Below are 24236 nucleotides of genomic sequence, written 5' to 3' on the forward strand. Positions count from 1 at the left end.
AATGCAAAAGGGGAAAGATTTTCCCCTTTATAGATGGCACAATGTGGACGATTTGTTTATTTATTCGCCAGAAGCCTGAGCTTCGTGCTTGCCATAAATCAGCATGGGTTCAGACTGACCTTCAATCACCGACTCATCAATCACCACTTTCTCGACATCTTCCATGGACGGCAGATCGTACATGGTTTCGAGCAGCGCGCCTTCCACGATAGAACGCAGACCGCGCGCACCGGTTTTACGTGACATCGCCTTTTTAGCAATCGCCGTCAGGGCTTCGTCACGGAACTCCAGCTCAACGCCTTCCAGGTTAAACAACGCCTGATACTGCTTGGTGAGTGCGTTTTTCGGCTCACGCAGAATCTGAATCAGCGCTTCCTCACTCAGTTCATTGAGCGTGGCTACCACAGGCAGACGGCCAATGAATTCTGGGATCAGGCCAAATTTGATCAGATCTTCCGGCTCACATTGCGCCAGTAACTCGCCTTCTGTTGCCTTCTGTGATTTACCTTTCACCGTTGCGCCAAAGCCAATGCCTGAACCGGTTTCAACGCGCTGCGAGATAACCTTATCCAGACCGGCGAAGGCGCCACCACAGATAAACAGAATCTTAGAGGTATCGACCTGCAAAAACTCCTGCTGCGGATGCTTACGGCCACCCTGCGGCGGCACAGCGGCGACGGTGCCTTCAATCAACTTCAGTAACGCCTGTTGCACACCCTCACCCGATACGTCACGGGTGATCGATGGGTTGTCTGATTTACGTGAAATTTTATCGATTTCATCGATATAGACGATACCACGTTGGGCTTTCTGCACATCGTAGTCACATTTTTGCAGCAGCTTCTGGATGATATTTTCGACGTCTTCCCCCACATAACCGGCTTCGGTCAGCGTGGTTGCATCCGCCATGGTAAACGGCACATCCAATAAACGGGCCAGGGTTTCAGCCAGCAACGTTTTACCGCTACCGGTCGGACCGATCAGCAGAATGTTACTTTTGCCCAGTTCGATACCGTTGCTGGTATCCCCGTTGCGTAAACGTTTGTAGTGGTTGTACACCGCCACGGCCAGGACTTTTTTGGCCCGTTCCTGACCAATAACGTAATCGTCGAGGTGATGGCGGATCTCATGCGGCGTAGGCAGCGCACTACGTTCGCGATGCGGGGCAACCTCTTTAATCTCTTCGCGAATAATGTCGTTACACAGATCAACGCACTCATCGCAGATATACACTGACGGCCCGGCAATCAGCTTACGCACTTCATGCTGGCTTTTGCCGCAAAAAGAGCAGTACAGCAACTTTCCTGAACCGTCTTTGCGCTTATCTGTCATCAGTTAACCTCTTCTTGTTCTCAGGCCGTACCAGCCGTACAGCACTGGCCGTGGGTACACGGCCGATGTTCATTCAACCCGTCATTATCTTGTCCTGTTAACTATAGACCAGAGACAAGGTGAAGTTAGGGCTTATTGGCGATGCGTCAGGATTGAATCGACCAATCCATACTCTACCGCTTCGCTGGCGGAGAGGAAACGGTCACGCTCAGTGTCACGCTCAATTTCTTCCAGTGACTTACCGGTATGTTCCGCCATGAGCTCGTTCATGCGCTGCTTCACTTTCAAAATTTCACGCGCATGAATCTCAATGTCGGTCGCCTGTCCCTGATAGCCACCCAGCGGTTGGTGAATCATCACGCGTGAGTTTGGCAGGCAGAAACGCTTGCCTTTCGTCCCGGCTGTCAGCAGGAAAGCCCCCATTGAGCAGGCCTGGCCCATACAAATGGTGCTGACGTCAGGCTTGATAAACTTCATGGTGTCATAAATTGACATGCCAGCCGTAATGACGCCACCCGGTGAGTTGATATAAAGGTAAATATCTTTTTCCGGGTTCTCCGCTTCCAGAAACAGCATCTGGGCCACAATCAGGTTAGCCATGTGATCTTCTACCTGGCCGGTTAAGAAGATAACGCGCTCTTTAAGCAGACGGGAATAGATGTCGTATGAACGCTCGCCGCGCGAGGTTTGCTCGACCACCATTGGCACCAACGCATTGTGCGGTGCAGTAAACTCACGATCGCCACTGTATGACATTACCGTCTCCTGGATAAATTTCATTGGCAACATTCTGTACCGATTTTACGTAAGACGAGCAACAAAAACTATGCTCTGCCTCTTACCGACAACATCAGGACGGTTAATCAGTCAGCCGAACTGTTTTTTGCATACTCCCTCTATCTTGGGATAGTGCTCAGTTGTTTCAAGCATAACAACCTTTTCATCAATCGCTAACCCGGAAAAAGCGATGCGTGAACAATTCGCCTAAAAATTAATCAAATAGCGACAGACCCGTTGCCAGAAAGCGTATTACAGAAAAAAGCCCGCGACTTTTCAGGCGCGGGCTTTAGCACAAGGGGTTAAACGGACGATCAGGCCTGAGCGGTCTGATTCATCAGTTCCTGGAAGTTAGTTTCTTTTTCAGAAACTTTGGCTTTCGCCAGCACAGCTTCAACCGCCTGCTCTTCCAGCGCCACATTGCGCATGTTGTTCATCAGCTCGTTATTTTTGCTGTAGAACTCGATCACTTCCTGCGGATCTTCGTAAGCAGACGCCATTTCTTCGATCAACACTTTAACGCGATCTTCATCGGCTTTCAGTTCGTGCGTGCGAATCACTTCGCCCAGCAGCAGACCGACCACAACGCGACGCTTCGCCTGCTCTTCAAACAGTTCGCGTGGCAGTTCCAGCGCTTGCTTCTCGTTACCACCAAAGCGTTGTGCAGCCTGACGACGCAGAACGTCGATTTCGCTGTCGATCAGCGCAGCAGGCACATCAATAGGGTTCGCTTCAACCAGACCGTCGATAGCCTGTGTCTTCACGCGGTTACGAATCGCGCCTTTCAGCTCACGTTCCATGTTCTTACGCACTTCCGCACGCAGGCCCGCAACCGAACCATCTTCCACGCCGAAACGCTTGATGAATTCTTCGGTCAGTTCTGGCAGTTCGCGCGTTTCCACTTTCTTCAGCACGATCTCGAACTTCGCGTCTTTCCCTTTCAGGTTTTCCGCGTGGTAGTCGTCAGGGAATTTCACGTCGATAGTGAAGGTTTCGCCTGCTTTGTGACCCACAACGCCTTCTTCAAAGCCTGGGATCATACGGCCCTGGCCCATGGCCAGAACGAAGTCAGATGCTTTACCGCCTTCGAATTCTTCGCCGTCAACAGAACCGGTGAAATCGAGGGTAGCGCGGTCTTCAGCACCCGCTGCAGCGTCGGTTTCAATCCAGTTAGCCTGCTGCTTGCGCAGCGTTTCCAGCATGGTATCGACATCGGCATCGGTCACTTCGACCTGAGGCTTTTCAACTTCGATGTTTTCCAGGCCTTTCAGCTCAACTTCTGGATACACTTCGAACTCAACCGCATAGGTGAAGTCCTGACCTTCTTTGTATTCGCCTGGCACATAGTTAGGCGCGCCAGCCGGATTGATCTTCTCTTTGATGATGGCGTCAACAAAGTTACGCGTCATCAGATCGCCCAGCACGTCCTGGCGCACAGAAGCACCGTAGCGCTGCGCGACGATGTTCATGGGCACTTTGCCTTTACGGAAACCATCGATACGGACTTTCTTCGCCACATCCACCAGTTCTTTTTTAACGGCGCTTTCGATGCTGTCAGCTGCGACAGTAATCGTAATGCGACGGCCCAGGCCCTGAGTGGTTTCTACAGAAACTTGCATCTTGTTACCTCAAAAAATCACGTGCTCGGTCAACTTCAGACACCACACATTAATTAATGCGCCGTATCTAACAACCGGGACGGCTTCCGTGAAGAGAACCTGATCCCTGTTACCAGAAGCGTCCCGAAGACATTCCGGAAAAATAGACGCAGCATTATAGCGGCATCACTGAGATGAGTCGAGGACGCTAAGTCACCACTTTTCAGGGAGTTTGCTGCTTTTTTGAGCCAGGTAACGCGTTTAGCAAGGATAAAAACACAAAAACGGCCCACAGGCCGTTTAAAAAGAGAGGGTGTTATGCGAGTGTGCCCGCGCCGCGACAGTTCGGCGAAGCGAGTACCGTATCCTGCAATCCTTCCCACTCTTTCAGGGTATAAGTATGCAAGGCCAGTGCGTGAACACTTCCCGCCAGCTCAGCACTGAGTTCACCATAAATTGCGCGATGACGGGCGAGAAAACGCTGACCGGTAAAAACGTCGCTGACAATCACCACTTTGAAATGGCTTTCAGAACCGGCAGGCACATTGTGTCGGTAGCTTTCATCATGCACTTCCAGATGAGCCGGCTCAAAAGCCAGGCGCAGCTTCTCTTCTATCTGTTCTCGAATCATGGTTTTACCCTCAATGGCGAGCGCTGTGCCCCATCTGTTTAAATATTAGTCCGTTTTTGGCTGCGCAACGCGACAGCGGACGCAATATTATCACTCCGTCGCCCTCTTCGCTTGTGCCTTGTCAGGCGGGGAATATGAAAAGGTAGAGAGCAAGAAAAAGCGCCTTGCGCGGTTTACCTTGTGGCAAAGGGCTTTATTCACTGCACCGCTTTGCTATGATGGCCGCAGTTTTTGCACACCAACCCATGACACTAACGAGAAAGCGTATGTTGAAAAAACTGTTATTCCCGCTGCTGGCTGCTTTTATCCTGGCCGGTTGCGCTTCCAGCAACAACACATTGACCATTCAACCTAAGATTCAGCTGCCACAGCGCGATCCGAGCCTGATGGGCATTACGGTGAGTATCAACGGCGCCGATCAGCGTCGCGATCAGGCGCTGGCAAAAGTTAATCGCGATGGACAACTGGTCAGCCTGACCCCGTCGCGCGATCTGCGTTTCTTACTCCAGGAAGTGCTGGAGAAACAAATGACAGCGCGCGGCTATATGGTCGGTCCTAATGGCGCGGTTGATCTGCAAATCATCGTCAATAATCTGTATGCCGACGTCACCCAGGGTGATGTGCGTTACAGCATTACCACCAAGGCGGATATCTCTATCGTGGCGACCGCGAAAAATGGCAATAAACAGATTAAAAATTACCGCCAGACCTACAGCGTAGAAGGGGCTTTCAGCGCCACCAATCAGAAAATCACCAATGCGGTGAATTCTACGCTGAGCGACGTGATCGCCGATATGGCGCAGGACACCAGCGTCAACGACTTCATCAAACAAAACGCCCGTTAATCAGGTCTTTTGCCCGGCACCCGGCCGGGCACTTTTCAAGGTCAGTATGAATCACTACTTCCGTGTCTTCCGCCAAAAAAATGCAGCCATTTTACTCCTTCTGGGATTCGCATCAGGTTTGCCTCTGGCCTTAACCAGCGGGACGCTGCAGGCGTGGATGACGGTTGATAATATCGATTTGAAAACCATCGGATTCTTTTCACTGGTGGGCCAGGCCTATGTGTTTAAGTTTCTCTGGTCCCCCATGATGGATCGCTTCACGCCGCCGCTTCTCGGTCGGCGCAGAGGCTGGTTGCTCATTACGCAACTGGCACTGGTGGCCAGCATTGTGGCAATGGGCTTTTTGCAGCCCAGCCGGGATTTAACCCTGATGGCGGCACTGGCGGTACTGATTGCATTCTGTTCTGCGTCACAGGATATCGTCTTCGATGCCTGGAAAACGGATGTGTTGCCACCGGAAGAACGCGGAAGTGGCGCTGCCATTACGGTGTTAGGCTATCGCCTGGCAATGTTGATATCGGGCGGTCTGGCCCTGTGGCTGGCCGATCGCTATCTCGGCTGGGAGGCGACTTACTGGCTCATGGCCCTGCTCCTGCTGCCCTGTCTTATCGCAACCTGTCTTGCCAAAGAGCCGGACAACGCGCAGGCCGCGCCGCGTACGCTACGTCAGGCGGTTGTCGATCCTCTGCACGATTTTTTTAATCGCAACAACGCCTGGCTGCTGATCACGCTCATCATTCTTTACAAGCTCGGCGATGCATTTGCCGCCTCTCTCACCACCACCTTTTTGATTCGCGGCGTGGGATTTAATCCTGGCGACGTCGGGCTGGTAAACAAAACGCTGGGCTTGCTGGCGACCATCATTGGCGCGCTTTATGGCGGCATGCTGATGCAGCGCCTGAGCCTGTTTCGCGCGTTAATGATTTTTGGCCTGCTCCAGGCGGTGTCGAATTTCGGCTACTGGCTGCTGGCGGTCACCGACAAACACCTCTGGAGCATGGCGAGCGCGGTCTTTATTGAGAACCTGTGTGGCGGAATGGGAACCGCTGCGTTTGTCGCGCTGCTGATGACGCTGTGTAATAAGTCCTTCTCGGCGACGCAGTTCGCCCTGCTGTCTGCGCTTTCAGCGGTAGGCCGGGTTTACGTGGGACCTGCAGCCGGTTATCTGGTCGAGATCTGGGGCTGGCCAACGTTCTACGCCTTTACCGTTTTCGCCGGTCTGCCGGGCCTGGCCCTGCTGGCTTTTTGTCGCGGTACACTGGACTTTACCCAAAAAACCGGCCAGTTTTTGCCGCGTCGCCATTTTTCCGCAGGCTACCTCTGGACGAAACGGCTGTTTGCAGGCGGATGCGGGTTACTGGCGCTATGGCTGCTGTCGCTGGCGCTGAATGCAACGGGTATGCTCACGCTTTCGGCGTGGCTGGCTCCGCTGTTTGAAGCCGGTATGGCGCTGGCGCTTTGCGGTGTGCTGTCCGGTGTGGTGCTGGATTATCGCGCATTGAGAAAGGCCGGGAATTGACCTTTTGCCTCATAATCACACAGTCGCAGGTGCCATTTCAGCCAATTGGTTAAGCGAACCTAATTTGTCTTTGCGTGTCAATTTACAAAAAATATTTTTATCATGTGCGCGCTTCGGGCAAGATATTTAAATCCGGTACGCAATTAATTAAGTTAAAAATTAGAGAAAAAATGATGCAATATTGTTAAATAATTGGGTATTAAAAGTCAGGGTTATTCCTTTCCTACTTTTGTTTAACCCCGCATCCATCTCTTTTTGTTATATTACTGCCAACTGCTTGTCCACGTTAATAATTTGTCACCGAGAACAACATCTGTGACACCCTTAGCAAAAGGTGTCAACATGGTTCTGACACATCCTTAAGCTGGTTTACACTGCATAAACCTTCCCGTAAAATGCGCGCACACTTAAACGACAATAGAGCCCTTTGTCATTGAGGTCGTTAAATGAGACTCAGTAAATACAATAAAAGTTTGGGGATTTTGTCATTAATCGCAGGCACTTTATTAATGAGTGGCTGCGATAATGCATTGTTAAATCCCAAAGGACAGATTGCGCTGGAGCAACGTTCGCTGATACTGACCGCTTTTGGTCTGATGATGATCGTCGTGATTCCTGCAGTCTTAATGGCCGTCGTGTTTGCCTGGAAATATCGGGCGTCGAACACGAATGCTAAGTACAGTCCTAACTGGTCACACTCCAATAAAGTGGAAGCTGTGGTCTGGACCATTCCGATCCTGATCATCGTTTTCCTTGGAGTACTGACCTGGAAATCAACCCATGCGCTGGAGCCAAGCAAACCCCTGGCCTCTGACGTGAAACCGGTTGAAATTGACGTCGTTGCTCTGGACTGGAAATGGTTATTCATTTATCCAGAACAAGGTATTGCGACAGTTAACCAGATTGCCTTCCCGGCAAACACCCCGGTTAACTTCAAAATCACCTCCAACTCCGTCATGAACTCCTTCTTTATTCCTACGCTCGGTAGCCAGATCTACGCGATGGCGGGCATGCAGACCAAACTGCACCTGATTGCCAACGAGCCAGGAACTTTCGACGGTATTTCCGCCAACTTCAGTGGTCGCGGTTTCTCTGGCATGAAGTTCAAAGCCATTGCAACCAAAGACGATGCGGAGTTCCAGCAGTGGGTTGCCAAAGTAAAAGCGGCACCTAACACGCTGATGACGATGGATGATTTCGAGAAAGTGGCTGTGCCAAGCGAAAATCACCCGGTGGAATATTTCTCTTCAGCTAATCCTGAACTGTTCTTGCAGGTCATTAACAAGTTCATGAATAGCCACGGGAAAATGGACATGTCTGAACACAAAGGCATGGACATGAGTCACACCGCTACCGCGGGAGCCGAGGAATAATACGATGTTCGGAAAATTAACTCTGGATGCAGTGCCCTACCATGAACCGATTATCATGGTTACGGTTGCCGGCATCATCATTGCAGGTCTGGCGATCGTCTCTGCCATCACCTACTTTGGTAAGTGGAAATATCTGTGGTCTGAATGGCTGACGTCAATCGACCATAAAAAACTGGGTATCATGTATATCATCATGGCGTTCGTCATGCTGCTGCGCGGCTTTGCTGACGCCGTGATGATGCGTACCCAACAGGTTCTGGCTTCCTCCGGGGAAGCAGGCATATTGCCCCCTCATCACTACGACCAGATCTTTACCGCTCACGGCGTAATCATGATCTTCTTCGTGGCGATGCCATTCGTGGTGGGCCTGATGAACATTGCCGTACCGTTGCAAATCGGTGCGCGTGACGTTGCCTTCCCGTTCCTGAACAACCTGAGCTTCTGGTTTACCGCAATCGGTGTGATTCTGGTTAACCTGTCTCTGGGTGTCGGCGAATTCGCGCAAACTGGCTGGCTGGCCTATCCACCGCTGTCGGGGGCAGAATACAGTCCCGGCGTGGGGGTGGATTACTGGATCTGGAGTCTCCAGCTTTCCGGTATTGGTACAACCCTGACCGGTATTAACTTCTTCGTGACCATTCTGAAGATGCGTGCGCCGGGCATGGACCTGTTCAAAATGCCCGTCTTTACCTGGGCTGCGCTGTGCACCAACGTCCTGATCATCGCTGCGTTCCCGGTTCTGACCGTGACTCTGGCGCTGTTGACACTTGATCGTTACCTCGACTTCCATTTCTTTACTAATGATATGGGCGGTAACATGATGATGTACGTCAACCTGATCTGGGTCTGGGGTCACCCAGAGGTGTACATTCTTGTTCTGCCGGTGTTTGGTGTCTTCTCTGAAGTCACGGCCACCTTCTCGAAAAAACGTCTGTTTGGTTATACCTCACTGGTCTGGGCGACCATCGCCATTACCGTGTTGTCGTTCATCGTCTGGCTGCACCACTTCTTCACCATGGGTGCCGGTGCCAACGTTAACGCCTTCTTCGGTATCATGACGATGATCATCGCGATTCCGACCGGGGTTAAAATCTTTAACTGGCTGTTCACCATGTATCAGGGTCGCATTCAGATGCACTCTGCGATGCTGTGGACCGTAGGCTTCCTGGTCACCTTCTCTGTGGGTGGTATGACCGGTGTTCTGCTGGCCGTTCCGGGCGCTGACTTTGTCCTGCACAACAGTCTGTTCCTGATTGCGCACTTCCATAACGTGATTATCGGTGGTGTGGTATTCGGTTGTATGGCGGGTGTGACCTACTGGTTCCCGAAAGCCTTCGGCTTTACCCTGAACGAAACCTGGGGCAAACGTGCTTTCTGGTTCTGGATCATCGGCTTCTTCGTTGCCTTTATGCCGCTGTACGCACTGGGCTTCATGGGAATGACCCGTCGTCTGAGCCAGGATATCGATCCTCAGTTCCACTCTCTGCTGGTTGTTGCAGCGGTAGGTGCGGGTCTGATTGCCTGCGGTATTATTTGTCAGCTGATCATGTTCTACGTGTCTGTACGTGACCGCGACCAGAACCGTGACCTGACTGGCGATCCGTGGGGTGGCCGTACGCTGGAGTGGGCAACCTCTTCACCACCGCCGTTCTATAACTTTGCTGTTATCCCGCATGTGCATGAGCGTGACGCTTTCTGGGAAATGAAAGAGAAAGGCGAAGCGTACAAGCAGCCGGCTAAATATGAAGAAATTCATATGCCGAAAAACAGCGGTGCTGCGATTGTTATTGCCGCGTTTGCGACCATCTTCGGTTTTGCGATGATCTGGCATATCTGGTGGCTGGCAGGTCTTACTTTCCTCGGCATGATCGTAAGCTGGATCGTGAAGAGCTTCGACGAAGACGTGGACTACTACGTCCCTGTTGCCGAAGTAGAGAAGATTGAAAAGCAGCACTTTGACGAAATCAGCAAAGCAGGTCTGAAATAATGTCAACTACCGTAAAACACCACCACGACGCCCATGCGGAGCATGGGCATCACGATGCAGGAGCCAATAAAGTCTTTGGCTTCTGGATCTACCTGATGAGTGACTGCATTATCTTTGCAACCCTGTTTGCGACCTATGCAGTTATGGTTAACAACACCGCCGGCGGCCCGGCAGGCAAAGATATCTTTGAACTGCCGTTCGTGCTGGTTGAAACCGCCCTGCTGTTATTAAGCTCCATCACCTACGGCATGGCTGTTATCGCCATGAACAAGGAAAACAAAGGCGCCGTTATCGGCTGGCTGGCGTTGACCTTCCTGTTTGGTGCGGGCTTTATCGGGATGGAAATCTATGAATTCCATCACCTGATTGCTGAAGGCTTCGGTCCAAACCGTAGTGGCTTCCTGTCCGGCTTCTTTACACTGGTCGGTACGCACGGTCTGCACGTGACCTCGGGTCTGATCTGGATGGCCGTGCTGATGTTCCAGATCGCGAAACGCGGTCTGAACGCCACTAACCGTACCCGTATCATGTGTCTGAGCCTGTTCTGGCACTTCCTGGACGTGGTTTGGATCTGCGTGTTTACCGTTGTTTATCTGATGGGAGCCATGTAATGAGTCATTCTGTTAACGAACATGGTGCATCACACGGTAGCGTGAAGTCTTACATGATCGGCTTCATCCTCTCTATCATCCTGACGGCAATCCCGTTCTGGATGGTAATGGATGGTAGTGCTTCTCATGGAACCATCCTCGGCGTTGTGCTGGTCTGTGCAGTCGTTCAGGTGCTGGTTCACCTGGTTTACTTCCTGCATCTGGACAGCAAATCTGAGGGCGGCTGGAACATGGTGGCCATTGTCTTCTCAGCAATCATTATCCTGATTGTTGTGGTTGGCTCACTGTGGATCATGTGGAACCTCAACTACAACATGATGCCCCACTAAAGAGTCTGTGTAATGTTTAAGCAATACCTGCAAGTTACAAAGCCAGGAATTATTTTCGGGAATTTAATTTCTGTGATTGGCGGATTTTTGCTGGCCTCTAAGGGCAGCATTGATTACGCCCTGTTTCTCACCTCACTGGTTGGCGTGTCGCTGGTGGTTGCGTCAGGTTGTGTCTTCAACAACGTGATTGACCGCGATATCGACATCAAGATGGAGAGAACCAGGAATCGGGTGCTGGTTAAAGGCCTTATCTCCGCGAAAGTAAGCCTGGTGTATGCCACTGTGTTGGGTATTGCTGGCTTTGCACTGCTGTATTTCGGTGCTAACCCGCTGGCCATGTGGCTGGCGGTGATGGGCTTCGTGGTATACGTTGGCGTTTACAGCCTGTATATGAAGCGTCATTCGGTTTACGGTACGCTGATTGGTAGCTTGTCTGGCGCTGCGCCGCCGGTGATTGGCTACTGTGCCGTGACCAATGAGTTCGATGCGGGCGCACTGATTCTGCTGGCGATTTTTAGCCTGTGGCAGATGCCGCACTCCTATGCGATTGCTATCTTCCGCTTTAAGGATTACCAGGCTGCCAACATCCCGGTCTTACCGGTTGTGAAAGGCATCTCTGTGGCAAAAAATCATATTACGCTCTATATCCTGGCGTTTATGATTGCCACGCTGATGCTGACGCTGGGTGGCTATGCAGGCTATAAGTATCTGGTCGTTGCCGCTGCCGTCAGCGTCTGGTGGCTCGGCATGGCGCTGTCAGGTTATAAAACCTCAAACGATCGGGTTTGGGCACGTAAGCTGTTTGTCTTCTCCATCGTCGCCATCACCGCGCTGAGCGTGATGATGTCAGTGGATTTCATGACGCCAGCGTCAAAAGATTTGCTGACTTACGTGCGCTGATGTGTACCAAAACAGCATGAAACGGGCGCGATTTTCGCGCCCTTTCTTTTTGTTACGACTGCTTAAGAACTATTGTTTTACCCTTCCACTCTCCCTCCCTAAAATAAATGCAGCACATCAACAGAGGTAGGAATGAACGATAACAAAATGACTCCGGTGGAGCTGCGCGCCACATGGGGCCTTGGCACGGTCTTTTCCCTGCGTATGCTGGGAATGTTTATGGTCCTGCCGGTATTGACCACCTATGGCATGGCGCTCCAGGGAGCGAGTGAAACCTTAATCGGTCTGGCCATTGGCATTTATGGCCTGGCTCAGGCCATTTTCCAGATCCCCTTTGGCCTGCTGTCCGATCGTATTGGACGCAAGCCTCTGATTGTGGGCGGCCTGCTGCTGTTTGTCCTTGGCAGCGTGATTGCCGCCAGCACGGAATCCATTTGGGGCATCATCCTTGGCCGGGCGTTGCAGGGTTCGGGCGCGATTGCGGCCGCCGTGATGGCGCTGCTGTCGGATTTAACGCGTGAACAGAACCGCACCAAGGCGATGGCGTTTATTGGCATCAGTTTTGGCGTTACCTTTGCGATTGCGATGGTGGTGGGACCGATTGTGACCCACGCGCTGGGCCTGCATGCGCTGTTCTGGATGATCGCAACGCTGGCGACGCTGGGTATTCTCATTACGCTTTGGGTGGTCCCCTCCTCCACTCAGCATGTCCTGAACCGTGAGTCGGGCATGGTGCGCGGCAGCTTTAAAAAAGTGCTGGCCAACCCGCGCCTGGTAAAACTGAATCTTGGCATCTTCTTTTTGCATATCCTGTTGATGTCGAGCTTTGTTGCGCTGCCCGACCAGTTTGAGCAGGCGGGATTACCGCCATCAGAACACTGGAAGGTCTATTTAACGACCATGCTGATCGCCTTTGCGGGCGTCGTGCCTTTTATCATTTATGCGGAAGTGAAGCGCAAAATGAAGCGCGTCTTTGTCGGCTGTGTCGGCATGATGGTCATCGCAGAAATTGTTTTATGGGGCGCACAGGGCCATTTCTGGACGCTGGTGCTCGGCGTACAGCTCTTCTTCCTTGCCTTTAACCTGATGGAAGCCATCCTGCCTTCCCTGGTCAGTAAGGAATCGCCTGCCGGTTACAAAGGGACAGCAATGGGGCTTTACTCCACCAGCCAGTTTCTGGGCGTTGCGATCGGCGGAAGCCTGGGCGGTTGGGTGTTCGGTCATTTTGATGCGCAAACTGTGTTTATGGTGGGAGCGATTGTGGCGGCAATCTGGCTGTTCGTCAGTATGACCATGCAGGAACCGCCCTACGTCAGCAGTCTGCGCATTGTGCTGAGTGATGCGGCGCTGGCAGTACCGAACCTGGAGAAGCGCCTGAAGGCCCAGCCTGGAGTGAACGCGGTGCTGATCGTACCGGAAGAAAAAAGCGCTTACATTAAGATAGACAGTAAGATCACCAGCCGACCGGAGCTTGAAGCCCTTATCGGCGGTGGCTAATCCCCTGCCCTCTCCGGGTTTGTCGTCTTTGACAAACCCGGTTTCTCCCGTTTATCCCCGCGCAAAATGCGTCCCTCTGGTCACGCAGATTCCGTCACGGACGTCAGCACCTTGCAGGGCAAAAGCGTTGCTGTCGCGGAAGGGGATCAGTGACAGCCAGACTGGTGTCACAGTCAGGCTGCCAACCCGACAGGATGCCTCAGAGGGCATCCTGTGCTCACGTGCTGAACGGAGGGATTAATCGCGGAAGTTTTTGAACTGGAAAGGCTGGCCCAGGTTGCCATTACGCACCAGCGCCATTGCGCCCTGTAAATCATCACGAGACTTACCCGTTACGCGCAGAGATTCGCCCTGAATCTGCGTCTGCACTTTCAGCTTGCTGTCTTTAATCAGCTTCACCAGCTTTTTCGCGACGTCGCTTTCAATGCCTTTTTTCATTTTGGCATCCACGCTCCAGCTTTTGCCGCTGTGTTCAATCTCTTCTGGTACTTCCAGCGCCGCGCCTTCAATACCGCGCTTGAGCATTTTCTCGCGCAGGATATCCACCAGCTGCTTTACCTGAAAATCCGATTCACTGATGACCTTAATGGTTTCATTTTTTTCATTGAGTTCGTAACTGGCAGTGACGTTGCGAAAATCAAAACGTGTCGACAGTTCACGGTTAGCATTCTCTACTGCGTTGCGAACTTCCTGCATGTCGACTTCTGAAACGATATCGAAAGATGGCATCTCTTCTTCTCCTGAGGCTAAACTGGCATGCATAATACGCGTCTTACGGCACTAAATAAAATCGCACTGTGTAGCGCTATACTTAACTCATTGCCACAGCGCATAAATAATAAGCCCGCGAGCGGGAGGCAGCATGAAAATAACCGTATTAGGATGTGGCGCATTGGGCCAGGTGTGGCTCACCGCTCTTGCCCATTGCGGGCACGATGTCCAGGGCTGGTTACGCGTACCTCAGCCCTACTGCTCAGCAAATGTAATCGATCCGCTGGGGCGCGTGACGAACCGGACCTTCATTGCCAACGATCCGCTGTTTTTGGCGCAGAGCCAGCTGCTGTTGGTGACGCTGAAAGCCCCGCAGGTATCAACGGCCGTAAAAAATCTGGAAAGCGTGATGTCAGAAAACTGCCCGGTTTTGCTGTTGCACAATGGCATGGGCACGCTTGGCGAATTAAAAGGTCTGACGCAGCCGCTGTTACGCGGTATTACCACGCACGCCGCAATGCGGGATGGCACGGTCATTAAGCACGTCGCCACGGGCGTCACCCATATTGGTCCCGGCAACCGCAAAAGCGAGCATTGGAGTGAGGTCGCCGATGTACTGCACGAAGCGCTGCCCGATGTCGCCTGGCATGACAATATCCGGGCGGCCTGCTGGCGTAAGCTGGCGGTAAACTGTGTGATCAACCCACTCAGCGTGGTTTACGACTGTCAGAATGGCGCACTGCGTCAGCATCAGGCCGACATCATCACCTTATGTGACGAAATCAGTTGGGTTATGGAGCGTGAAGGCCAGTCCGTGGCCAGCCAGAGCCTGCAGGATCAGGTGCTGAATGTGATTGAGACGACCGCCGCCAACACCTCATCAATGCTGCAGGATATACGCGCTCAGCGACTGACGGAAATTGAATACATCACCGGCTTTCTGCTGCGTCGCGCACGCACTCACGGCTTAGTGTTACCTGAAAACACCCGGCTGTACGACATGATTAAACGCAAGGAGTCTTATTATGGGCGCGAACGCCTCGGTACTGGTCTGTCTGGCTCATGGCAGTGAAGAGACGGAAGCCGTTACCACACTCGATCTGCTGGTCCGTGGCGGGATAAAGACGGTGACCGCCAGCGTGGAAAGCGATGGCTGCCGTGAAATCGTCTGTTCGCGCGGCGTTCGCCTGCTGGCCGACGTCCCGCTGGTCGAGGTGGCGGACAACGCCTACGATGCTATTGTCCTGCCCGGCGGACTAAAAGGAGCCGAGACATTTCGTGACAGTCCGCTGTTGGTTGAAACCGTACGCCAGTTTCATTTGTCAGGACGTATTGTTGCGGCCATCTGCGCAGCCGCTGGCACGGTACTGGTGCCGCATAACCTGTTTCCGGTCGGCAATATGACAGGCTTTCCCGGTTTAAAGTCCACCATACCGGAAGAGAAATGGATGGAACGTCGTGTCGTCTGGGATCCGCGAGTCAATTTGCTCACCAGTCAGGGACCGGGCACGGCGATGGATTTTGCGCTGAAATTAATTGATTTGCTAGCAGGCAGTGATAAAGCACGTGAAGTCGCGGCACAACTGGTGCTGGCGCCGGGTATTTACGACTATCAGGCCAGTTAAGTCGCCGGTTCAGACGCCTGCCGGACGCTCTGTGCTCGTCTTGCCCTGGTACGCAAGGCGAGCACAGGGGGAAGCGGTCAGTGACCGCTATGCGGATTACGGACGATATACCTTCACGTTTTTAAACCCCTGCTCATGCAGATAGAGCGCCTGTAATTTACTCATCACACCGCGATCGCAGTACAACAGCCAGGTTTTGTTCTGATCAAGGTCGCCAAACTGCGTACTGAGTTTGTAGAAAGGCATCGACTTCACCTCCGTTCCCGCCAGCTGTAGCGGTTTGTCTTCCTGCTCATCCACGGAGCGGATATCCAGCACGCTGTCGTTTTCGTTCAGCAAGCCGACCGTCTCAACCTCAACCACCTCTTCCTGCGTCTGCTCCGCGATTTCGCGAATATCCACATTGGTCGCCTCGGCCACCATACGTTCCAGAATTGCGAAATCAAACTGGCTTTCTTCGGCTTCGATTTTGCCTTTTACCGCTTTGACCGTCGGGCTTTTCGAAATCACGCCACAATATTCCGGCATGGTGCTGGCAAAGTCTTCGGTGCCGATTTCACGCGCTACTTTAATAATGTGCTCTTTGTCGTGGGAAATCAGCGGGCGCAAAATCAACGTATCGGAGGCATTGTCGATCAGTCGCAGATTGGTCAGCGTCTGGCTGGAGACCTGCCCCACCGCTTCGCCTGTGACCAGGGCCTGTACGCCATAACGTTCCGCCACCATTGAGGCTGCACGGACCATCATACGTTTCAGCACCACGCCCATTTGACCGTCGTCGATTTTTTCTAAAATTTCGCCGACAACTGGCTCAAAGTTGATTGCCACAAAACGTACACGGTGCGAACGGCCAAAGCGGTTCCACAGATAATGGGCGACCTGACGTACGCCGATTTCATGTGCCGCGCCGCCCAGGTTAAAGAAGCAGTAGTGAACGCGGCTGCCACGACGCATCAGCATGTAGCTGGAAACGCCGGAGTCAAATCCACCTGAGATGAGCGACAGCACATCTTCCTGGGTACCAATCGGGAAGCCGCCCAGCCCTTCATAGCGTGCGGTGACCAGCGTTAAGCGGTTTTCTTCCACTTCGAGGTTAACCGTCACCTCAGGTTTCTTAAGCTGAACGGTGGCGCTGGCGATGTGCTGATTTAGCCCGCCGCCAACATAGCGCTCGACGTCCTGCGAACTGAAGCTGTGTTTGCCACGGCGCTTAACCCGCACGCAAAAGGTTTTGTTTTCCAGGCTGTCGCGATACTGTGCCAGCGTCTGCTCGAAAATATCGTGGATGTCGGTATATTCGCGCTCTTCAACCGCAAGGACATGATGAATACCCGGGATGCGCATCAGCTCATCGGGAATAATCTGCCGCATGGCTTCATCTTTGCAGCGCACTTCAATATGATCCCAAAAACGCACCACCGCGATCTCATCGCTGACCGTTTTGAGCACGTTGCGGATATTACTGGCAAGAATCTTAATAAAGCGCAGACGCACCGACTGACTCTTGATGGTGATTTCAGGAAATAACTTGACGATAAACTTCATGGCAATACAGCTTCGTTGGGCAAATAAGTGCTAAAACAGGCTGCACTTAGCTGGTAAGATCATAAAATTGCGGGGTGACAGGCGCATCCGCATCCGAGGCGCGAGAGTATATCACCTTTACCCGGTGACTGCTTCTGCAACAGCATGCACATTGATTATTTTGCTAATCATTCTCTCTCAGCTACCATGACCGATTGCAAGATAACGTTCCAACCGTGAGTCGACACGAAATATGCCGAAAAAAGCCGAACAGCCAGCCAGCTTTGAAACGTCATTGCAGCAGCTGGAGCAGATTGTTAATCGTCTGGAAAGTGGTGAACTGCCGTTGGAAGACGCCCTGAATGAATTTGAGCGCGGCGTGCAGTTAGCGCGCAATGGCCAGCAAACGTTGCAGCAAGCCGAGCAGCGCGTGCGCATTCTCCTCAGCGACGATAACGATGCCGATCTCTCCTCTTTCACGCCGGAAAACAACTAATGGATTTTCCTGAACTGCTCAATGCGTATCACCAGCAGGTGAATCACGCGTTGATGGGCTACCTGGATGCCCTCCCTTTTCAGAGTTCTCCTCTGGTGAATGCCATGCAGTATGGGGCACTATTAGGTGGCAAACGCATGCGCCCGTTTCTGGTTTACGCAACCGGCACCATGCTCAATGCGAATAAAGCCAGTCTCGATGTGCCTGCAGCGGCTGTCGAATGTATTCACGCCTATTCACTGATTCATGACGATTTGCCGGCAATGGACGATGATGCGTTACGTCGTGGGCAACCAACCTGCCATATCAAATATGGTGAAGATACCGCCATTCTTGCCGGTGATGCGCTACAAACGCTGGCCTTTTCTATTCTGGCCGACCAGCCCATGCCGGGCGTGAGTGCAGAATACCGCCTCGCTATGCTGTCAGAGCTGGCCAGGGCCAGCGGCGTAGCGGGTATGTGCGGCGGGCAGGCGCTGGATCTGGCGGCAGAAGGTCAGTCTGTCGATCTTCATCAACTGGAACAGATCCATCGTCACAAAACGGGGGCGTTGATTCGCTCAGCCGTGCGTCTCGGTGCCTTTGCTGCCGGCGACGCGGGCCGTGAAGCGCTGCCGTATCTTGACCGCTATGCGGATGCCATCGGCCTGGCCTTTCAGGTGCAGGATGACATCCTGGATGTGACGGGCGACACAGCCGTTATCGGAAAACGTCAAGGTGCCGATCAAGATCTTGGAAAAAGCACCTATCCTTCATTGATGGGTCTGGATAATGCCCGGATTAAGGCACTGGATTTATACCAGGAAGCCGTGGATGCTTTGCACATGCTCTCTGCAAAATCCTATGATACCTCTGCCCTGAAGGCGCTGGCGAGCTTCGTAATTGAACGCGATAAATAACTTCCATGATGAGTCACTGATGAGTTTTGATACTACAAAATACCCGACACTGGCGCAGGCAGAAACGGTACAGGCACTGCGTGCCCTGCCTAAAGAAAAATTGCCTGCGCTCTGCAATGAGCTGCGCCAGTATTTATTAGACAGCGTGAGCCGCTCAAGCGGCCATTTTGCGTCGGGCCTGGGCGTGGTCGAGCTGACGGTGGCGCTGCATTACGTCTATAACACACCGTTCGACCACCTCGTGTGGGACGTCGGTCATCAGGCTTATCCGCATAAAATTTTAACCGGCCGCCGCGATCGCATTGGATCGATTCGGCAAAAGAATGGCGTGCACCCCTTTCCGTGGCGGGGAGAAAGTGAATACGACGTCCTGAGCGTCGGTCACTCCTCAACCTCCATCAGTGCCGGGCTGGGCATGGCTGCTGCGGCCGAACGGGAAGGTAAAGGGCGCCGTACCGCCTGTATTATCGGCGACGGTGCCATCACCGCAGGCATGGCCTTTGAGGCCATGAACCACGCGGGCGATATTAAACCCGATATGCTGGTTATCCTGAACGACAACGAAATGTCGATTTCTGAAAACGTCGGGGCGCTGAATAACCGCCTGGCACAGATTTTATCGGGTAAGACCTACGCGCGTCTGCGCGAAGGAGGCAAGCGCGTACTGACCGGCCTGCCGCCGATTAAAGAGTTGGTAAAACGCACCGAAGAACACCTGAAAGGCATGGTGGTGCCGGGCACCCTGTTTGAAGAACTGGGGTTCAATTATATCGGGCCGGTCGATGGTCATGATGTCCTGACGCTGGTGAATACGCTGACGAATATGCGTAGCCTGAAAGGCCCGCAGTTCCTGCATATTATGACGAAAAAGGGTAAAGGTTATGCCCCGGCAGAGCAGGATCCGATCGCCTGGCATGCGGTGCCCAAATTTGATGTCGCCAGCGGCGAACTGCCTAAGAGCGCCGAAGGATTGCCGAGTTATTCGAAGATCTTCGGTAACTGGCTGTGCGAAACGGCGGCTGACGACGCGAAGCTGATGGCGATTACGCCCGCCATGCGCGAAGGGTCGGGTATGGTAGGATTCTCCCGCAAGTATCCCAACCAGTATTTTGACGTTGCCATTGCCGAACAGCACGCCGTGACCTTTGCGGCGGGCCTGGCCATTGGGGGCTATAAACCGGTTGTTGCGATTTACTCGACCTTCCTGCAGCGCGCCTACGATCAGGTTATTCACGATGTCGCGATTCAGAAGCTTCCGGTCCTGTTCGCGATTGACCGTGGCGGCATCGTTGGGGCCGACGGCCAGACGCATCAGGGTGCCTTTGATCTCGCCTATCTGCGCTGCATTCCGGATATGGTCATCATGACGCCGAGCGATGAGGACGAATGCCGCCAGATGCTTTATACCGGCTATCACTATCAGGCGGGTCCGGCTGCCGTGCGTTATCCACGCGGAACCGGCACTGGCGTTGCTCTGACGCCACTGCAAAGCCTGCCGCTGGGCAAAGGTGTGGTTAAACGTCGGGGCGAAAAGCTGGCGATCCTTAACTTCGGTACACTGCTGCCTGAAGCCAGCCACGTTGCCGAAGCGCTGAACGCCACCCTGGTGGATATGCGTTTTGTTAAACCGCTGGATGAAGCGTTAATTACCGAACTGGCCGCACAGCATGAGTCGTTGATTACGCTGGAAGAAGGCGCGATTAAGGGCGGCGCAGGCAGCGGCGTCAACGAGTTCGTGATGGCGAAACGTCTGGGCATTCCCGTTCTCAATATTGGCCTGCCTGACGAGTTCATTCCCCCGGGCACGCAGGAAGAGATGCGTCACGACTACCACCTGGACGCAGACGGTATTCAGCAGCAAATCAGTCACTGGCTGGCGCAGTAGTTCCCCTCCCCCGCTCTCTGCGGAGAGCGGTATTCCTGCTATGCTTAATTCCCCTGGAAGGACATAGCAGGAGTCATGATGAAAACCGTTCCACTCGCGAATACTGATTTAAAAGTTTCCCAGCTCTGCCTGGGCTGTATGACATTTGGTGAGCCCACCCGCGGTAAACATGCCTGGACACTTCCTGAAGAAAGCAGCCGACCGCTTATCAGGCAGGCGCTGGAGGCCGGGATTAACTTCTTCGACACCGCTAACAGCTATTCAGACGGCAGTAGTGAGGAGATTCTGGGGCGAGCGCTCAGGGATTTCGCCCGCCGCGAGGAGGTCGTGGTCGCCACCAAAGTCTATTTCCCGCTGAGTAATCTGTCACAAGGCCTGTCCCGTAAAAACATTCTGCAATCCATTGATGACAGCCTGCAACGGCTGGGCATGGAGTATGTCGATCTGCTGCAGATTCACCGCTGGGACTATGACACGCCGCTCGAAGAAACCCTGTCGGCACTTGATGAGGTGGTGAAATCCGGCAAAGCACGTTATATCGGCGCCTCGTCCATGCACGCCAGTCAGTTTGCACAGGCCTTAACCATGCAGGCAGAACAGGGCTGGGCACGCTTCGTCAGCATGCAGGATCAGTACAACCTGATTCAGCGCGAAGAAGAACGTGAGATGCACCCGCTGTGCCAGCGTGAAAATGTTGCGGTCCTGCCATGGAGTCCACTGGCACGCGGTAAGCTCACCCGGCCATGGGGCGAAACCACCGCCCGCTCCGTTTCTGATGAGGTGATGAGCACGCTCTATGCTTCAACGGAGGAAAACGATGCGGCGATTGCGGCGCGCCTGGCGCAGGTTGCAGCCGACAAAGGCGTAACACGAGCGCAGGTCGCACTGGCGTGGTTACTGAGCAAACCGGTGGTGACAGCGCCCATCATTGGCGCCTCCCGTGCAGAGCAGTTTGCTGAGCTGGTGGAAGCCGTGAACGTTGACCTGACAACGCAGGATATTGCGGCCCTGGAAAGTGAATATCAGCCTCACCCGGCAACCGGCTATCAGTGATACCAACGCAGCGTGTTCACAGGCGTGACGCGCTCATTCGGCCCGGCCGGGAGAGAGATAAGGATGAGACAACCGTACGCCGGTATTTCGGCTACGGTTGCAAAACGGTGATGATAAGGACCGCAGTACAAACGCTTAACCGGCGAGATAAACCCCGGCACCATAAAGGATGGCTGCAGCAATAATGCCCGCAATAATGTCATCGACCATAATGCCCATGCCGCCATGCACGTTACGGTCGAACCAGCGAATCGGCCAGGGCTTCCAGATATCCAGCACGCGGAACAGCACAAAACCGGCCACCACCCACTGCCAGCTGTTCACCGGAATGGCCATCAGCGTAATCCACATCCCGATAAACTCATCCCAGACAATGCTGCCGTGATCGTGAACGCCCATGTCTTTGGCGGTGCGATGGCAAAGGTACACGCCCACGCTGATGCCTAGCAGCACGACCAGCGAATACAGATCGTGCGGAAGCAAGGTCAGCAGACACCAAAAAGGAATGGCGGCCAGCGATCCCACTGTACCGGGCATAACCGGGCTGAGCCCACTGCCAAAACCGGTCGCCAGTAAATGCCAGGGATTACGCATCCGCAGACGACCTTTGGCGATATGTTTATCTGATGTCAAAATGGTCGAATCCTTTAAAACGCACATCTGCCGGTTTGCCGTTTTCGAGCAGTGACAGCCCTTCTGACTCGGGTGCCATCTGCCCAATACAGGTATAAGGCACGCCAAGATGTCCCAGCGCCACGTCCAGTGCACCCCGATTCACTTCCGGCACACTGAAGCACAGCTCATAGTCTTCGCCGCCGCTGAGCGCCCAGCGCAGCACCTGTGACGCGTCAAAATTGTCACGCAGTGCCGGGGACAGCGGAAGCGCGTCAAGGTTGATACGTGCCCCGCAGCCGCTGGCTTTCAGCACATGACCTATATCAGAAATCAGCCCGTCTGAGATATCGATAGCGGAAGAGGCCAGCGAACGCAGTGACTGCCCCTGTAACACGCGCGGCATAGGCCGCAGGTGACGTTTAATCAGGGCTTCATGAATGGCCGGATCGTCAATGCGGCAGTGATGCTGCAGCAACGCCAGCCCGGCCGCGCTGTCGCCCAATGTACCGGTGACATAGATCCAGTCGCCGGGTTTTGCGCCCGAACGCTTTAACGCTTTGCCGTGAGGAATCAGCCCATGAATACCCAGCGTCAGGCTGAGAGGCCCCCGCGTCGTGTCTCCCCCCACCAGCTGCATATCGTAATATTCCAGCAGGTCAAACAGGCTTTCGCTGAAGCTGCTCAGCCAGCTTTCATTCACATCCGGCAAGGTCAGCGCCAGGGTTAGCCAGGCAGGATCGGCACCCATCGCGGCCAAATCGCTCAGATTCACCGCCAGTGATTTATAGGCTAAATCTGCAGGATGGATCGTGGGCAGAAAGTGGATACCGGAAACCAGCGTATCGGTGCTGACCGCCAGCGTTTGCTTTTCGGGCACGCTCAGCAGCGCGCAATCGTCGCCGATGCCGAGTTCGACATCACGGCGGCTACGCGTTCTGCGATTGAAGTAGCGTGCGATGAGTTCAAATTCACCACATGACATAATTGCGTTCCGCTTAACCATTAATGAAAAAGGCCGGCAAGCCGGCCTTATTGATTATTTGCGTTGGGGTCGAATTTGCGGACCGGCTTTATCCAGCACACCGTTGACAAATTTATGGCTGTCTTCAGCGCCAAATACTTTCGCCAGTTCGATACCTTCGTTGATGGCCACTTTATAAGGCACATCAGAACGCTTGCTCAGTTCATACAGCGACACACGCAGAATGGCTTTTTCCACCTGCCCCAGTTCTTCTAACTGGCGCGACAGATAGGGTTGCATCAATCCATCCAGGTACGCGCTGTTGGTCGCCACACCGGCCAGCAGTTCGCGGAAATAAGTAATATCGACGTCTTTAACGTCCTGTTCCGCCAGAAACTGGTATTCCACATCGGCAATGTCGTTGTTAGACAACTGCCAGGAGTAAAGCGCCTGGACAGCGCACTCACGGGCGCGACGACGAGCAGCAGGTTTCACAAAATTCCCCTTACAAAAATCAGGCTTTAATGGCTTTCAATACGTTGATCATTTCAAGTGCGGTCAGGGCCGCTTCGGCACCTTTGTTACCCGCTTTGGTTCCAGCACGCTCAATGGCCTGCTCGATATTTTCGGTTGTCAGTACGCCGAATGCCACAGGAATATCGCTGTCCATGGCAACACTGGCAATGCCCGAGCTGGCTTCACCCGCGACGTATTCGAAGTGCGCCGTGCCACCGCGAATCACGGTACCCAGCGCAATCACGGCATCGTGTTTGCCGGTTTTAGCCAGCGCACGCGCGGCCAGCGGCAGTTCGTAAGCACCCGGTACCCAGACGACAGTGATATTGTCATCGTTGACCTGGCCGATACGCTTCAGGGCATCCACAGCGCCGTCTAACAGGCTCTCGTTGATAAAGTTGTTAAAACGCGCGATAACGATGGCAATTTTTGCCTCTGGCGTTGCAACGGCAGCTTCGATAACTTTCATACATATCCTTTCAGGGGTTTGTTTAGCCCCGCGCAGGGGGGCGGATTCTAACATACTCTTTGGCGGCGTGCTCTCGCTTTTCC

General features: G+C 53.4%; 24 protein-coding genes. 14 read left to right on the forward strand and 10 right to left on the reverse strand.

Annotation, left to right across the window (positions count from 1 at the left end; all coding sequences use genetic code 11):
* Positions 1-60: 60 nt before the first annotated feature.
* The 4 genes from clpX to bolA all read right to left on the reverse strand — a co-directional run bounded on the left by clpX (position 61) and on the right by bolA (position 4338).
* On the reverse strand, positions 61-1332 hold the full coding sequence (clpX, locus tag GC090_RS15560; RefSeq protein WP_033738665.1) for an ATP-dependent protease ATP-binding subunit ClpX: 1272 nt from the start codon (positions 1330-1332) through the stop codon (positions 61-63).
* A 132-nt stretch (positions 1333-1464) separates the two neighbouring features.
* On the reverse strand, positions 1465-2088 hold the full coding sequence (gene clpP, locus GC090_RS15565; protein ID WP_006117959.1) for an ATP-dependent Clp endopeptidase proteolytic subunit ClpP: 624 nt from the start codon (positions 2086-2088) through the stop codon (positions 1465-1467).
* 335 nt (positions 2089-2423) lie between these two features.
* Positions 2424-3728 carry a trigger factor gene (gene tig, locus GC090_RS15570; protein ID WP_033738663.1) on the reverse strand — a complete coding sequence of 435 codons (1305 nt, stop codon included), beginning with the start codon at positions 3726-3728 and terminating at the stop codon, positions 2424-2426.
* A 295-nt stretch (positions 3729-4023) separates the two neighbouring features.
* The gene (gene bolA / locus GC090_RS15575) at positions 4024-4338 is read right to left on the reverse strand and encodes a transcriptional regulator BolA (protein WP_006117961.1); all 315 of its coding nucleotides are present in this window, start codon (positions 4336-4338) and stop codon (positions 4024-4026) included.
* Between the two features lie 266 nt (positions 4339-4604).
* On the opposite strand from bolA, the gene GC090_RS15580 reads away from it, so the two are divergent.
* From GC090_RS15580 to GC090_RS15615, 8 genes are all read left to right on the forward strand, one after another.
* A complete protein-coding gene (locus GC090_RS15580; RefSeq protein ID WP_006117962.1) occupies positions 4605-5183 on the forward strand; it encodes a lipoprotein in 579 nt (192 codons plus the stop codon).
* Between the two features lie 46 nt (positions 5184-5229).
* Positions 5230-6702 (forward strand): muropeptide MFS transporter AmpG, encoded by a 1473-nt coding sequence (gene ampG / locus GC090_RS15585; protein ID WP_324020337.1) that lies wholly within the window; start codon positions 5230-5232, stop codon positions 6700-6702.
* 446 nt (positions 6703-7148) lie between these two features.
* Positions 7149-8075, forward strand: coding sequence for a cytochrome o ubiquinol oxidase subunit II (cyoA, locus tag GC090_RS15590; protein ID WP_033738657.1), 927 nt, complete (start codon positions 7149-7151; stop codon positions 8073-8075).
* Positions 8076-8079: 4 nt separating this feature from the next.
* Positions 8080-10062 carry a cytochrome o ubiquinol oxidase subunit I gene (gene cyoB, locus GC090_RS15595; protein WP_033738655.1) on the forward strand — a complete coding sequence of 661 codons (1983 nt, stop codon included), beginning with the start codon at positions 8080-8082 and terminating at the stop codon, positions 10060-10062.
* Positions 10062-10673, forward strand: a complete 612-nt coding sequence (locus GC090_RS15600; RefSeq protein ID WP_006117966.1) for a cytochrome o ubiquinol oxidase subunit III — start codon at positions 10062-10064, stop codon at positions 10671-10673. Before cyoB ends, GC090_RS15600 begins: the two co-directional genes overlap by 1 nt.
* Positions 10673-11002, forward strand: a complete 330-nt coding sequence (locus tag GC090_RS15605; RefSeq protein WP_006117967.1) for a cytochrome o ubiquinol oxidase subunit IV — start codon at positions 10673-10675, stop codon at positions 11000-11002. The genes GC090_RS15600 and GC090_RS15605 overlap by 1 nt, the downstream gene beginning before the upstream one ends.
* Before the next feature lie 12 nt (positions 11003-11014).
* Positions 11015-11902, forward strand: coding sequence for a heme o synthase (gene cyoE / locus GC090_RS15610; RefSeq protein WP_006117969.1), 888 nt, complete (start codon positions 11015-11017; stop codon positions 11900-11902).
* 132 nt (positions 11903-12034) lie between these two features.
* A complete protein-coding gene (locus GC090_RS15615; protein ID WP_006117970.1) occupies positions 12035-13399 on the forward strand; it encodes an MFS transporter in 1365 nt (454 codons plus the stop codon).
* Between the two features lie 237 nt (positions 13400-13636).
* On the opposite strand, the gene GC090_RS15620 is transcribed toward GC090_RS15615, so the two are convergent.
* Positions 13637-14128 (reverse strand): YajQ family cyclic di-GMP-binding protein, encoded by a 492-nt coding sequence (locus GC090_RS15620; RefSeq protein ID WP_006117971.1) that lies wholly within the window; start codon positions 14126-14128, stop codon positions 13637-13639.
* A gap of 133 nt (positions 14129-14261) precedes the next feature.
* Here GC090_RS15620 and panE point away from each other — a divergent pair, with 133 nt between their 5' ends.
* The gene (gene panE, locus GC090_RS15625; RefSeq protein ID WP_033738652.1) at positions 14262-15182 is read left to right on the forward strand and encodes a 2-dehydropantoate 2-reductase; all 921 of its coding nucleotides are present in this window, start codon (positions 14262-14264) and stop codon (positions 15180-15182) included.
* Positions 15136-15735, forward strand: a complete 600-nt coding sequence (gene yajL, locus GC090_RS15630; RefSeq protein WP_006117973.1) for a protein deglycase YajL — start codon at positions 15136-15138, stop codon at positions 15733-15735. Before panE ends, yajL begins: the two co-directional genes overlap by 47 nt.
* A gap of 96 nt (positions 15736-15831) precedes the next feature.
* On the opposite strand, the gene thiI is transcribed toward yajL, so the two are convergent.
* Positions 15832-17280 carry a tRNA uracil 4-sulfurtransferase ThiI gene (gene thiI / locus GC090_RS15635; RefSeq protein ID WP_039338476.1) on the reverse strand — a complete coding sequence of 483 codons (1449 nt, stop codon included), beginning with the start codon at positions 17278-17280 and terminating at the stop codon, positions 15832-15834.
* Between the two features lie 232 nt (positions 17281-17512).
* Here thiI and xseB point away from each other — a divergent pair, with 232 nt between their 5' ends.
* The 4 genes from xseB to GC090_RS15655 all read left to right on the forward strand — a co-directional run bounded on the left by xseB (position 17513) and on the right by GC090_RS15655 (position 21592).
* The gene (gene xseB / locus GC090_RS15640; RefSeq protein WP_006117975.1) at positions 17513-17755 is read left to right on the forward strand and encodes an exodeoxyribonuclease VII small subunit; all 243 of its coding nucleotides are present in this window, start codon (positions 17513-17515) and stop codon (positions 17753-17755) included.
* Positions 17755-18654: a (2E,6E)-farnesyl diphosphate synthase gene (ispA, locus tag GC090_RS15645; protein WP_033738647.1), complete on the forward strand. Its 900-nt coding sequence runs from the start codon at positions 17755-17757 to the stop codon at positions 18652-18654. The genes xseB and ispA overlap by 1 nt, the downstream gene beginning before the upstream one ends.
* A 19-nt stretch (positions 18655-18673) precedes the next feature.
* A complete protein-coding gene (dxs, locus tag GC090_RS15650; RefSeq protein ID WP_039338477.1) occupies positions 18674-20539 on the forward strand; it encodes a 1-deoxy-D-xylulose-5-phosphate synthase in 1866 nt (621 codons plus the stop codon).
* A gap of 78 nt (positions 20540-20617) precedes the next feature.
* A complete protein-coding gene (locus GC090_RS15655; protein ID WP_033738643.1) occupies positions 20618-21592 on the forward strand; it encodes an aldo/keto reductase in 975 nt (324 codons plus the stop codon).
* Positions 21593-21727: 135 nt separating this feature from the next.
* On the opposite strand, the gene pgpA is transcribed toward GC090_RS15655, so the two are convergent.
* From pgpA to ribE, 4 genes are read right to left on the reverse strand one after another with little or no spacing between them, the layout of a single operon-like run.
* On the reverse strand, positions 21728-22186 hold the full coding sequence (pgpA, locus tag GC090_RS15660) for a phosphatidylglycerophosphatase A (RefSeq protein WP_375093900.1): 459 nt from the start codon (positions 22184-22186) through the stop codon (positions 21728-21730).
* A gap of 25 nt (positions 22187-22211) precedes the next feature.
* Complete coding sequence (gene thiL / locus GC090_RS15665; protein WP_033738641.1) at positions 22212-23189, reverse strand: thiamine-phosphate kinase; 978 nt, start codon at positions 23187-23189, stop codon at positions 22212-22214.
* A gap of 54 nt (positions 23190-23243) precedes the next feature.
* Positions 23244-23663 (reverse strand): transcription antitermination factor NusB, encoded by a 420-nt coding sequence (gene nusB, locus GC090_RS15670; protein ID WP_006117983.1) that lies wholly within the window; start codon positions 23661-23663, stop codon positions 23244-23246.
* A 19-nt stretch (positions 23664-23682) separates the two neighbouring features.
* Positions 23683-24153: a 6,7-dimethyl-8-ribityllumazine synthase gene (gene ribE / locus GC090_RS15675; RefSeq protein WP_006117984.1), complete on the reverse strand. Its 471-nt coding sequence runs from the start codon at positions 24151-24153 to the stop codon at positions 23683-23685.
* Positions 24154-24236 lie beyond the last annotated feature (83 nt).

It is taken from the genome of Pantoea sp. JZ29 (assembly GCF_035190385.1).
Classification (GTDB): Bacteria; Pseudomonadota; Gammaproteobacteria; order Enterobacterales; family Enterobacteriaceae; genus Pantoea; species Pantoea stewartii.